This window comes from Maribacter taeanensis, from assembly GCF_047345145.1.
GTDB lineage: Bacteria > Bacteroidota > Bacteroidia > Flavobacteriales > Flavobacteriaceae > Maribacter_C.
The window spans coordinates 263148-276321 of the sequence record NZ_JBLFER010000001.1 but is presented as its reverse complement, the minus strand read 5'-3'; the positions used below and the strand labels follow the sequence as shown (position 1 = coordinate 276321).

Sequence of the window (13174 nt, the reverse complement as noted above, 5' to 3'; positions counted from 1 at the left end):
AAAATAGTTAGTAAAATGAAGGAAATCGAAGCGCTTTATTTTAAAAATGATACCGACTGGCGCAATTGGTTACATGACAATCACGTACAAAAAGAGGGTATTTACCTAATTTTCTATGCAGTATCTCATAAAAACGAAAGCATGCGTTGGGAAGAAGCGGTTCGCGTTGCCTTATGCTACGGGTGGATTGATAGTACCGTCAAAAACATTGGTCCTGGAAAACGCAGACAATACTTCTGCCCCAGAAAACCTAAAAGTGTTTGGAGCAAAGTCAATAAAGACCATATTAAAGATCTCAGGAAAAACGGATTAATGCATAAGAGCGGATTGGAATCTATAAAAGTGGCCAAGAAGAATGGTTCTTGGACTTCTTTAGATGACGTTGAAAATGGAGTTATACCCAAGGAATTGAAAGACGCCTTTGATAAAAATCCGAATGCTTTCACCAACTTTCAAAACTTTACACGCGGACAGCGAAAGAGTTATTTATACTACCTAAATCAAGCCAAGCGGAAGGAAACTCGTCAAAGAAGGATTGTTGAAATCGTTAACCTTTGCGCTGAAAATATTAAAGCTCGCGGTGGTTGGGGGAGTTAGTTTTCTCTGCCATAGATGCGATAATAGATTACCGCAGCAATACAGCCAACAATAGAAAACCCGGTGAGCATCCAAAAGACATTTTGAAAGCCTAGTTCACTTTTTGGATGCGCATCTAGTAAATAACCAAAAGTAGCACTAGCAAAAATATCTGGTGTATATCCAACTAGAGAAATTAAACCAACCGCTGTTCCTGTCAGTACTAATGGAATTTTACCTTCCTGCATCACAGCAAAATACAATGCCCTCGCAGAATATACTCCCACAGCGATAATCACAACTGAAAGAAAAAACAAAGCTGTGGATGAAGGTTCGATAATTCCGCTTGCGAACAAAACACCCCCTAAGATGCAAGCAACGAAACTCAAAATCAGAACAAAGCTAATTTTGAATCGATCGACTAACAAGCCTAGTAAAATGCCTGTTGTCGGTCTTAAAAATTGTAAAAAAGTGCCTACTTGGGCAGATTTTACCTGATTATACAACATCACCTCGTTGGCATATTGCGATAAAATATCTGTTATCTTGTAACCAACGTAAGCACATAGTATAATTACCATAAGCAACACTACGGACGGAAGTTTTAAAACAGAAACAATCTGACTCACAGAGATTCGTTCTAACAAAATCTCCTTTTCATCAATTCCTGATTTCATAAAAAACCAAGTCAAAATTCCAATTACGGTTATGATTATCGTGGAAACGTAAATCACATATTTAAAAGCTTCCTGTCTTTCTAAAAGCGAAGCAGTTTCGATATTATCAGAAATAAATATGGAGAAGATTACAACTCCTAAAAGTCCAAATAGAAAACCTGTAAGTCCGCGACCGCCATCTAGCAATCCAAAAGCTTTTCCTTGAGAACTTGTACCACCCCAAACCCGAGTTGCCTTAATCATCGGAGCCCAAAAAAGAAATATGGTGGTAAAGCCCCAATAGCCAAACAAGACCTGAAGTACTCTAAAACTAGGAAAAGTAGCAAAAACCAATCCTCCTAAGGCAGTCATCCAAAGTGCAATGGCCATTAGTTTTCTTGGTGGGTATTTGTCGGCTAATGGACCTCCTAATAAATAGGAAACCACAGCAACTATTCCGTAGACAGAACCCGCCAAACCCCATTGCACGTTATCTAATTGAAAAACATCTAAGACCGTTGGTCTAAAAATTCGAGGCAAAACAAAAGGAAGTATGAATACAGCCTCACCTGCCAATATAAGTAGAAGTAAATAATACCAAGGCGCTTTTTGATCCATAGTTTCGGAAGATACTAAGAAGCAACGAAACACTTTCTTCTAAAGTAAATTTAATCTTACCTTTGACCTAAGTTCTGTGGAGTGTACTGGGCCAACGTGTTTCCGTTACCGGTTTTCTTCAAGAACTTGAATGCTATGTCAAAATTACCCCAAGAAAATCAGTTCTTGGATTTATCTGATTATGGAAGACCCGTTGCGAGAATGATTGCGCAATCCCTTAAAAACACTTCCTTCACCCCTATTCATGTCACCATTGCATTTGTCATTTCCGGACTCATAGCAATTGCTTGTATTCTAAATCATTACTATTGGGCAACCGCCTTTTTTCTGATTTTGAAGTCTATTTTAGATGCTGCCGATGGTGAATTAGCCAGAATCAAAAATACGCCTTCATATACTGGACGCTATCTAGATTCCGTTTCAGATATCATTTTAAATCTTTTGATCTTAATTACTATTTGGTATGTGACCGATGGCTCTTTATTACTTACTATTTTAGCTTTCTTCGGAATTCAGTTGCAAGGCACTCTTTATAACTATTACTACGTCATCCTTCGGAATAAACACAATGGAGATACTACAAGTCGCGTTTTTGAAAATGAGACGCCTAAAGCTCTGAAAGGTGAAAAACAACGCAACGTAAATATCCTTTTCGGACTCTACTCATTGTTCTATGGGGTCTTTGATAAGATTATATACCGACTTGACCGTGGTGCTGTAGAAGCTCAAAACCTTCCCAATTGGTTTATGACAGCCGTTTCTACGTTCGGATTAGGATTTCAATTATTACTTATAGGGATAATGCTTGCTCTAGATTTGGAAAATTATATCATTCCCTTTTTTATCGGATATTCCTTTTTTATTCTCGTATTTATTGCCATCCGCAGGTTGATAAATCGCTAATTTTCCATACTTTTCAGGTATGCGAAATCTATTGTTCATTGCCTTTTGTATCTTCTTAAATTTGGGTTGTTCTTCGGAAGAAAAAGAACAATTCGACCTTGTTATCCAAAATGGAAATATTATCGATTTAGAGACGGGAAACATTACCAAGCAAAGTATATTTATTTCTGAGGGAAGGATTATAAAAGTTGCCGACATAGAAAAAGTAGACTCCTTTGAAGTCAAAAAAATCGTCGATGCGTCAGGAAAGTTCGTTTTACCAGGATTCTGGGATAACCACACCCATTTTCGTGGTGGAGATAGTTTAATCGCTGCCAATAAGAATTTCTTAAATCTATTTATCGCTAACGGAATAACGACAGTTCGAGATGCAGGAGGAGATTTGACTACAGCTATTTTAGATTGGAGAAAACAAATTGCTGAAGGAAGTCTAGTCGGGCCTACGATATTTACTTCAGGACCAAAAATAGATGGCGTAGCAGGTACTTGGGAAGGTTCTTTAGAAGTAGAAAATGAAATTGATGTCAATAACGCCTTAGATATACTACAAAGAATACCTAGCGATTACGTAAAACTCTATGATAGCAAAATTTCTGGAGAAATGTATTTAGCAGCAATTGTTGAAGCAGAAAAGCGAGGGCTCATAGTTTCCGGACACATGCCTTTTACCGTAGAACTAAATCAAGCCGTAGATTCCGGAATTGATGCTATCGAGCATTTGTATTACGTGATGAAAGGTTGTACTTCCAATGAAAAAGAAGTCACCCAACAATTAAAAAATGAAGAAATCGGTTTTTGGGATGCCATGCCACTGCTCATGAGTCACTATCAAGATTCCACAGCACAAAAGGCTTTCTCCCATTTAGGTAAGCGTCAAGTATATGTTGTACCCACATTACATATTGGCAAGACATTGAGCTATTTAGATGAAGTTGACCACAGCGGTGACGATTATCTCAAATATATGAGTGAGGGAATTATCAAAACCTACGAGGGTCGTATCAATCGGGTAAAGAATTCCTCGAAAAAGACCATCGCTGACAGAAAAGCTCTGGATGTATTCTTTGGAAAATTAACCAAATCCCTTAATGATGCCGGAGTTGGGTTACTTGCTGGTTCGGATAGCGGAGCCTACAACTCATATACCTATCCCGGAATTTCGCTTCACAAAGAATTACAAGAAATGGTCGCAAACGGAATCTCACCTTTAGATGCTCTAAAAACCTCGGCGTACAATGGTTCTAAGTTTTTACAAAAAAATATTGACTATGGAAGTATTTCCGAGGGTAAAATAGCTGATTTAGTACTTTTATATGCGAATCCTTTAGATAACATTGAAAACACACAGAAGATTCACATGGTTATTAAAAACGGAGAAATCCATTCAAAAGGAAAGTTAGAAGCCCTTCTAAAAGCAGCAATAGTAATTCCCCCTTTGAAGAGGGAGTAAGGGGGATGTAAACCCAAGCCTAATATGAAAACTATTCATCAAACTAATTACCAATACTGCTAAAAACGAATACTTATGAAAACGCCATTTTGTCTATTTCTATGCCTCCTTTCCATTTCGATTCAATCACAAACTCTGCTTCAACCTGACCGAGTTTTTGACGGCGAGAAAATGCATGGGAACTGGGTGGTTTTGGTAGAAGGAAATTCCATTGTTTATGCCGGAAAAGCTTCTGACGTAACACTCCCAAATAACACTAAAACCATAGCTTTAAAAGGCATGACCTTAATGCCCGGACTTATCGAAGGCCATTCGCATTTGCTTTTACATCCGTACAACGAAACTTCTTGGAATGACCAAGTTTTGAAAGAATCTCCTATAGAACGTGCCATTCGAGGAACAGTTTATGCTAAGAGTACTTTAATGGCAGGAGTTACAAGTACAAGAGACTTAGGTTCCGAAGGTGCCGGGTACACTGATGTGTATTTAAAAAGAACCATTGACGAAGGTATCATACCAGGACCACGAATGTTGGTTGCGGGACCAGCTATTGTAGCAACGGGTGCCTATGGACCAAAAGGCTTTCATGATGGCGTAAAAGTGCCCTTAGGAGCTGAACCTGCAAGCGGAGTGGATGAAGTCATAAAAACGGTTCGGCGTCAAATGGGAAATGGAGCGGACTTTATAAAAATCTACGCGGACTATCGCTGGACACCAGGAGCTGATTCAGAACCTACCTTTTTACAAGAGGAAATCGATGCTATGGTCGCAACGGCTACCTCAGCAGGCAAATATGCAGTTGCACATGCGAGTACTCCTGAAGGTATGCGCCGAGCTATAAAAGGTGGTGTTGAAACGATTGAACATGGTGCTGGAGGCACTTTAGAAATTTTTAAATTGATGAAAGAAAAAGGAGTTGCGCTCTGCCCTACTTTGGCCGCCGGCGATGCCATAACCCAATATCAAGGCTGGAAAAAAGGAAGCGAACCTGAACCCCAACGCATTAAAAACAAGAGAAAATCATTTAAGTTGGCTTTGGAATCGGGAGTAGATATTGTTTTTGGTGGTGATGTTGGCGTATTTACCCATGGGAAAAATTATCGTGAATTGGAATTAATGGTCGACTATGGAATGAAACCATTGGCGGTTTTGAAATCAGCAACTTCACTGAACGCCAAAGTCTTTCATTTGAACAATCTGGGAAAATTGCAAAAAGGATTTTTAGCCGATATTATTGCTGTAGAAGGAAATCCTGCAAAAGATATCAGCGCTATGCGAAACGTAAAATTTGTAATGAAAGACGGCGAAGTTTACAAGAATGAATAATCCCGAAGAACAACACTACTGGACAAAACGCTACCAAGAAGAGCGTACCGGATGGGATATTGGTTACCCCTCTACTCCCCTGCAAGAATACATTGACCAATTGGAAGATAAATCCATCTCAATTTTAATCCCAGGAGCTGGGAACGCTTACGAAGCAGAATATCTTTGGAAACAAGGTTTTCAGAATGTGCATGTAATGGATATCTCGGAATTCCCTCTAAAGCAATTTCAAGAACGGAATCCGGAATTTCCTGAGGAGCAATTGTTATTGGAGGATTTCTTCCTTCACGAAACCCAATACGACCTCATCTTCGAACAGACTTTTTTCTGCTCATTTGTTCCAACGGATGAGAACAGAAATCGCTATGCAACACAAATGGCAAAATTGCTCAAGCCAAAAGGAAAGCTTGTTGGGGTTTGGTTTGATATTCCCTTAACGGGAGATATAGAAAAGCGTCCTTTTGGAGGAGACAAAGAGCTGTATTTAAGCTATTTAGAACCCACTTTCAAAACGATAACTTTTGAAAGATGCCGCAATTCTATTCCGCCAAGAGTTGGGAATGAATTATTCGGAATATTTCAAAAGCACATTTAGATCGATAAAACTTTTACTGATTTAGAGGCTCAAATTGCCATTGCTGGTTACCTCTTCCATGAAATGGCCATGTAATTAGATTCGTCCCAGCTGAAGTCCTACGCCCAAAAACATCCATATATTGATTATCTGAAAGGTTTCTGATATAAAAATAACCTTCTTCTGCAGCCGGTTCTATGGCCCATTGTTGACTGATTTCGCCTTCATACTCCCATTGCTGAACATTATTATAGCGTTGCCCCGATACCGGTTCCATTTGAGCAGCCTTATTTGAATACGTTGATCTAATCACATATGCGCCAGAATCGAGAATCTCTAGATTCCACGCTTCACTTTCAGCCTGTCCTGATGTGCTCTCTTGTGAAATATTTGTTCCGTTAGCGGCAGATAAACTAGACAATCCTAAAACACGACCGCTATGTCTTGCTCTAATCAAATAATTACCTTCTGGTATAATCAAGCTTTCTTGTGTTCGTATTTTATGTATGATTTGCAAACCTGAATTTCCAGAGGCGGCAAATATGTAATTCCCATCAGAAACTACGTAATTAATAGAACCATTTAATTCTACAACACCCATTAAATCGAGCAATTCATTCTTTACCTTAATAGCCAAACCAGCACCTCCATTGGCCAAAAGCGTAGCATTACCATTTACTGAAACTGCATTGGTAACCTTATCAGAGGGAAGGATATTTTTAGGATCTAAAAGAATTGGCAAACGCTCTTCAAGTGCTCCTGTTGTTATATTATACACTCCCGCTCCTTCGGCACCTTCTGCCACAATTACTTGATCTGCTGTCATAGATATAGTTCGCTTCGCGTCATTTACAAAACTAGAACTCGTGTTTATTTGCGATAGCACATTTAAGTCTCCATCCATTATTGTAACTCCCGTACTACCATCCAAAACCGCTAATTTTCCATTTGAGGAAGTAACGGAACGCAAATCATCAAAAGGAACTTCACTAGACTTTAAGAAAGCATTGCCATCATACTTCGCGATGGACCCCGCTACTCCACTAGTTACATAATAGGAGTTTTGCATTTTGGTAATACCAGTTGCCGTATTACCTTGCTGGTAGAAATATTCCACACTATCTAAATCAATAGTACCATTCTGAACAGCTATTTTGGCGATAAAAGATTCACCTGTAGCCTCTAAAACCTTTTCAGTATCTACACTTCCTAGCACATATACATACCCATCGTCATATAAAACAACGTTAGCATCTCTATTAAACATGTACATTCTTGAAACTAAAACTGGTGACAGGGGATCAGTTAAATCAATAATATCTATTGCACCTGCAAAAGTTTCACCGATAGTATTGTACGAAACATAGGCAAATTGGTCTTGGTAATCCACATGAGTCGCGGCAAGATTTGAACTCCCTTCAAAATTAGGACTTGACACTTGACCTACCAAATTCAGATGAAAATCACTAGTGGTACTCAAAGACATACCAGCATTTTTACCAGATATTTCATGTTCAAAGTAAATATCTAAAATACGATTGCTGCGGTCGCTAATTCCATTTGAGAGCACTGTATTACTTTCTTCTAATATAAGTTCTCTACCTAGGCTTTGTTGGTCGATATAGGTTGTTTCATCCGTACAGCTAGTAACAAAGACAACTGCAGAAAGAATAATCAGGTATATTTTTCTCATGGGGGACAAGGATAAAATTCAAATTGGGTTGCATAGAAAACTGTTTAATTCTGATTTTATTGTAGGAGAATATCACCTTTCGATAAAGTGTATGTCTAATAAAATGCAGGAGTGAGGAGGTTTTTTTAAAATACTAAACCAAAACAAAATGATATTTAAAACCCTTCTTCTATACTCATGAAGATAAAAGCTAATTTCAAAAAATAAGAAAAGAATAGTTGAAGGTTCCTTCCCCTAGCAGGGGAAGGAACAAAAGACTTATTTTATTTCGTAATCCTCAAGGATACTTTGAATACCTTCTTTATAGGTAGTCACCTCAAAATCAGGAAACCTTGCCTTAAACTTCGATGAATCAAAAATATTATCAATTTGATATCTGGGGAATAACTCCTTGGTTTCTTTAATCATCGGATAAAACAAGGAAAGTATTTTCAACACAAAGGAGCTGAGCACGGTGTATTTTACTTCTCTTCCCAACTGGCTAGAAATCTCAGCTATAAACTGTTTGTACGTCAATCGATTATCATCACAGGGTAAGTGCCAGGTTTGCCCATAGGCATCGGGAGTATTCGCCAATACAGCCATTCCCTTACTCGCATCAGGGGTATAAATCAAAGTGCGCAGTACTTTATCACTTAGAAACACTTTTGGCTTTTTGCCATTCTTTAAGGCTTCAAAAACCAAGGCATTAGTAAACCCTTTCGTTTTTCCCGGACCATAAAATTCTGGCGCGCGACAAATCAAAGCTTCGACTTCTTTGTTGGCCATTGCCTTTAACAGCATTTCAGCTGCCAACTTCTTACCTGTACCTTTTTTGCCTGAAGAACTCATAGGCGTATCTTCTTTCTGAACCGCGGCATCTTGCGGATACATATAGGTATTGTCAAAATAGACCAGCTTGCAATTCTGTTTTTTACAGCCTTCTATGACGTTCTCCATAATACAAACCCAATCACGAAGCCAAACTTCGGAAGTATAAGGCAGACCAAAGGTCATATAAGCAATCTCGGTATTTTCTAAAGCCTTGTGGACATCTTCAATATTGAATAAATCAGCTGTACATAAAACATCATCAGGGTGTACCTTTTTCGGGTTACGCCCTACTAGTTTGATTTCTTTGGTATAGTTGGCTCGTAGCTCTTTGGCGAGTTCCTCGCCGATGATTCCGTTTGCGCCTAGGATGGTGTGCATGGCTGTTTTTATTAAAGATTTGGATTGAGATTGTTCATTGGAGGTTTTGTTGTAAGAAGTTATTTTTCCGCCCAAATAAGCAAATTTATCAATTTCGTTTTCGCTTCATCCACTTTGGCTCTATTTCCAGCATTTTGAAATATTTCAACAATCTTAAATTCCTTTTTTGAAGTTTTTATATCCATTATCATATCTTTTATGCAGTCTGAATTTTCTGTTAGAACATTACTGTATTTTAAGTGTAATTGGTCAATCAGAATTTTATCTTTTGCATTAGCCTTACTATTAAGAACAGTATTATTAAAAAGCATTGCATATGAGTCCGGGAAAAGACTTAAAGTTTCAAAAATCAATAAGGTATTTAGGTTACTATAACCTAAAGCATCTTGATATTTGACTAATTGATTTTCTTTAATTTCATTTAAATATTCTATCCGATTTTGTTCGTACGATTTTGCCAGCTCTTTTACTTTTTCCTTGTCTTCAATTTCTATTTTTTGTCTTATTAAATCTTTTAATCCAAAATACTTTGGAAGAATTACTTTACTTAGTTTGGCATAATATTCTATCCTAAATTGAACATCCTGTTTATAAATTGAGTCTGTGCTTATTCTTATTTCTAATTCTTTCGAAATATTAGGTTTTGGGCAATTTTGAGCAAATAAGTTTATGCTTAAACCCATAATGATTGTTAGAAGTAAAATGTTCTTCATAATTCCCTACAACTCGTTTATAACAACATAAATATAAGTGTTATCCAACCAAAATCGAGAGATAACAACACATTTATAACATTTGTTATCGAGACCAAAACTATCAAGTTCTTAACACCCCTTTAAGAAATCCCCTGAATCTTTTCCCTATATTTAATCCGACTAATTAATTCAATCTAAAATGACCAAAAAACTACTCTTTTTTGCACTTTTCTTTTCAAGCTTACTAACCTTTTCGCAAGACTTTAATATGGACCTCGTCCAAGACCTAAAACCCAGAAACATTGGTCCTGGTGGTATGAGCGGGCGTGTTACGGCCATTGATGCCGTGCATTCCAATCCTGATATCATGTATGTGGGTACGGCTTCAGGCGGTATATGGAAATCTACTTCTGGAGGTATCAAATGGGAACCGATTTTCGATGAAGAACTTACGGCATCTGTTGGTGCTTTAGCCATTCAGCAATCTAACCCTTCTGTGATTTGGGTGGGTACTGGAGAAGGAAATCCTAGAAACAGTTTGAACGGTGGTTTTGGTGTCTACAAATCTTTAGACGGTGGTAAAAGCTGGAAGGCGATGGGACTTACAAAAACCCGTCATATCCACAGAATAAAAATTGACCCAACAGACCCAAATACGGTTTATGTGGGTGCTATTGGTTCGCCTTGGGGCGAACATCCTGAGCGTGGTGTTTATAAAACTACCGATGGTGGCGAAACTTGGGAGAAGGTCCTGTTTGTAAATAACAAAACAGGAGTTGCCGATTTGGTGATGGACCCAACGAATCCGAATAAATTGATTGCTGCCATGTGGGAGCACAAACGTGACCCTTGGTTTTTTAAATCCGGAGGAAAAGGTAGCGGACTTTACATGACCCACGATGGTGGTAAAAATTGGAAAAAGCTGACCGAAGAAGATGGACTCCCCAAAGGAGACTTAGGAAGAATTGGAATCGCAATAGCTCCGGGAAAACCCAATATTGTTTATGCTTTGGTAGAAGCTAAAAAGAACGCGCTATACAAATCAGAAGATGGTGGATTTAAATGGAAAAAAATAAATGACAAGTCCGATATCGGCAATCGTCCATTTTACTATTCTGAAATCTATGTAGACCCTCAGAATGAAAATCGGGTATATTCGGTATTTACGTTTATCAATGTATCCGAAGATGGCGGTAAAAACTTCAAACAACTGATGAATGCCTATGGTAATGATGTTACCAACGGAGTTCACCCTGACCATCATGCCTTTTGGATACATCCAGAGAATGGACAGTTCATTTTGAATGGTAACGACGGTGGATTCAACATTTCCAAAGATGGCGGTAAATCATGGCGTTTTATTGGTAATATTCCCGTGGCGCAATTCTATCATATTGCAACGGATAATGAATTCCCGTACAATGTTTATGGCGGAATGCAGGACAACGGCTCCTGGCGTGGACCTGCCTATGTTTGGAAACGACAAGGTATTCGTAACAGCTACTGGCAAGAAATCAGTTTCGGGGATGGTTTTGATGTTGTACCTGATTTAGAGAATTCGCAGTATGGTTACACGATGAGCCAACAAGGTTTTGTACAACGTTATGACCATATTACGGGCAACAATTATATCGTACGCCCTACTCCACCGGATGCCAAAACGAAACTCCGGTTTAATTGGAATGCAGCCATTGGGCAAGACCCTTTTGACAATAGCACTGCATACTTTGGAAGTCAATTTGTGCATAAGAGTACCAATAAAGGTTTGACTTGGGAAGTCATTTCTCCCGATTTAACCACTAACGACCCTGAAAAACAAAAGCAAAGCGAAAGTGGTGGACTATCTATGGATGCCACTGGAGCAGAGAATCATACAACCCTATTGGTTATTGAACCTTCGCCATTAGAAAAAGATATGTTATGGACAGGTTCTGATGATGGCCTTGTACATTACACCCAAAACGGAGGAGAAACTTGGATTGATGTCACCCAGAACATCAAAGGTTTACCAACAGGAAGTTGGATTCCTCAAATCAAGGCTTCCAACAAAAATAAAGGAGAAGCACTATTAATCGCGAATGATTACAGAAGGTTCAACTATACTCCCTACGCTTACCGTACGAGAAACTATGGTAAAACTTGGGAACGTATCGTTGATGCATCCGATGTGCAGAGCTATACCCTATCGATTGTAGAAGACCCTGAAAACGCAAATCTGCTATTCTTAGGTACAGATGACGGCTTATACATTTCCTTTAATGCCGGCGCAAACTGGCAAAAATGGACGGAAGGTTTCCCAACGGTTTCCACCAAGGATTTGGTAATTCACCCAAGAGAACATGATTTAGTGATTGGCACTTTCGGCCGTGCCGCTTGGGTGCTGGATGATATTCGTCCCCTTCGGGAATTAGCTTCGAACAAAGCTATTTTGAATGCGGATGCGAAACTATTCACACCACCAACAGCATATCAAGCAGCTATTCAGCAACCTACAGGAAGTCGTTTTGGGGGTGATGCCCTGTACAACGCAGAAAATCGCAAACTAGGTGCGATGATTACGTATTACCTGAAGGAAGGGAAGAAAAAAGAGAATAAGTCTAAGGAAGACGAAGAGGACAAATCAAAGGATAGTTCTAAAGATGAAGAGATTGCTTCGCAAGCTCGCAAAGACGATGATGAAAAAGAACTTACAGGAGTACAGAAAAAGGATTCCGTTCAGTTTGAATTTTTAAGTGGCGATAAAGTCATCCGTACATTGAAATATAAAACACCTGAAAAGGCTGGTTTCCATAGAATTTATTGGGGAATGGATGAAAAAGGTCCGGATAGACCATCCCGCAAAATCAGCAAACGCAAAAACGAGCGCGGTGGACGAAGTGTAAAACCAGGAACTTACAAAGTCAGAATGAGCTATGGAGATGTTACCGATGAAACTATGATAACGGTCAAAACCGACCCGCGATTGAATGTCGATATGAATTCTATAAACGAAATTTATGAAGCTTCAGAGAAAATCGCAAACATGACGCAAACTGCTGCAGATGCTGTAAAGCAATTGAATGAAAGCAAAAACGTCGCCAATAAGTACTCCAAGGAATTGAAAGAAATGGACAAGAAAAAGTACAAGGACCAAATTAAGGCCTCAACTGATATTGTAAAGGCCATTGATTCTGTAGTTGCCTTATATATCGGAAAAGAAGACAAACGGCAAGGTATAACTCGAAATCCTGAAATTAACGTCATGCAACGCATTGGAAATGCTGGGTATTACACAGAGACTCGAAAAACAAGCTTGACAGAAACAGAGAAGAACTTAATCAAGTATGCCGAAGATGATTTGAAAGATGCCTTGAACAAAACCAATAGCTTCTTCTCGGATCGCTGGAAAAGTTATCGCAAATCTATAGAAGCATTGAAGGTTTCACCTTTTAAAGACACAAAGAGTTTTAGTATGAATTAAAAAAGCTGGATGTTGGATGCTCGAAGCCCGAT

Annotated in this window: 10 protein-coding genes; 6 read left to right on the top strand and 4 right to left on the bottom strand. The window is 38.8% G+C overall.

Annotated elements, in window-relative coordinates:
* The first annotated feature begins 15 nt into the window (after positions 1 to 15).
* Positions 16 to 597 carry a YdeI/OmpD-associated family protein gene (locus tag ACKWCD_RS01130; RefSeq protein ID WP_413982081.1) on the top strand — a complete coding sequence of 194 codons (582 nt, stop codon included), beginning with the start codon at positions 16 to 18 and terminating at the stop codon, positions 595 to 597.
* Here ACKWCD_RS01130 and ACKWCD_RS01125 read toward each other — a convergent pair.
* On the bottom strand, positions 594 to 1850 hold the full coding sequence (locus tag ACKWCD_RS01125; protein ID WP_413982080.1) for an MFS transporter: 1257 nt from the start codon (positions 1848 to 1850) through the stop codon (positions 594 to 596). The genes ACKWCD_RS01130 and ACKWCD_RS01125 overlap by 4 nt on opposite strands.
* A gap of 135 nt (positions 1851 to 1985) precedes the next feature.
* Between ACKWCD_RS01125 and ACKWCD_RS01120 the strand changes: the two genes are divergently transcribed.
* The 4 genes from ACKWCD_RS01120 to ACKWCD_RS01105 all read left to right on the top strand — a co-directional run bounded on the left by ACKWCD_RS01120 (position 1986) and on the right by ACKWCD_RS01105 (position 6124).
* The gene (locus ACKWCD_RS01120) at positions 1986 to 2753 is read left to right on the top strand and encodes a CDP-alcohol phosphatidyltransferase family protein (protein ID WP_413982079.1); all 768 of its coding nucleotides are present in this window, start codon (positions 1986 to 1988) and stop codon (positions 2751 to 2753) included.
* Positions 2754 to 2772: 19 nt separating this feature from the next.
* A complete protein-coding gene (locus ACKWCD_RS01115; RefSeq protein WP_413982078.1) occupies positions 2773 to 4203 on the top strand; it encodes an amidohydrolase family protein in 1431 nt (476 codons plus the stop codon).
* A gap of 75 nt (positions 4204 to 4278) precedes the next feature.
* Entirely contained in the window at positions 4279 to 5529 is a 1251-nt protein-coding gene (locus tag ACKWCD_RS01110) for a metal-dependent hydrolase family protein (RefSeq protein ID WP_413982077.1), read from the top strand.
* A complete protein-coding gene (locus ACKWCD_RS01105; RefSeq protein ID WP_413982076.1) occupies positions 5522 to 6124 on the top strand; it encodes a methyltransferase domain-containing protein in 603 nt (200 codons plus the stop codon). The genes ACKWCD_RS01110 and ACKWCD_RS01105 overlap by 8 nt, the downstream gene beginning before the upstream one ends.
* Positions 6125 to 6137: 13 nt before the next feature.
* On the opposite strand, the gene ACKWCD_RS01100 is transcribed toward ACKWCD_RS01105, so the two are convergent.
* From ACKWCD_RS01100 to ACKWCD_RS01090, 3 genes are all read right to left on the bottom strand, one after another.
* Positions 6138 to 7796, bottom strand: a complete 1659-nt coding sequence (locus ACKWCD_RS01100) for an RICIN domain-containing protein (protein ID WP_413982075.1) — start codon at positions 7794 to 7796, stop codon at positions 6138 to 6140.
* A gap of 258 nt (positions 7797 to 8054) precedes the next feature.
* Positions 8055 to 8987 carry an NAD-dependent epimerase/dehydratase family protein gene (locus tag ACKWCD_RS01095; RefSeq protein ID WP_413982074.1) on the bottom strand — a complete coding sequence of 311 codons (933 nt, stop codon included), beginning with the start codon at positions 8985 to 8987 and terminating at the stop codon, positions 8055 to 8057.
* A gap of 59 nt (positions 8988 to 9046) precedes the next feature.
* Entirely contained in the window at positions 9047 to 9670 is a 624-nt protein-coding gene (locus tag ACKWCD_RS01090) for a hypothetical protein (protein WP_413982073.1), read from the bottom strand.
* Between the two features lie 211 nt (positions 9671 to 9881).
* On the opposite strand from ACKWCD_RS01090, the gene ACKWCD_RS01085 reads away from it, so the two are divergent.
* A complete protein-coding gene (locus tag ACKWCD_RS01085; protein WP_413982072.1) occupies positions 9882 to 13142 on the top strand; it encodes a VPS10 domain-containing protein in 3261 nt (1086 codons plus the stop codon).
* Positions 13143 to 13174 lie beyond the last annotated feature (32 nt).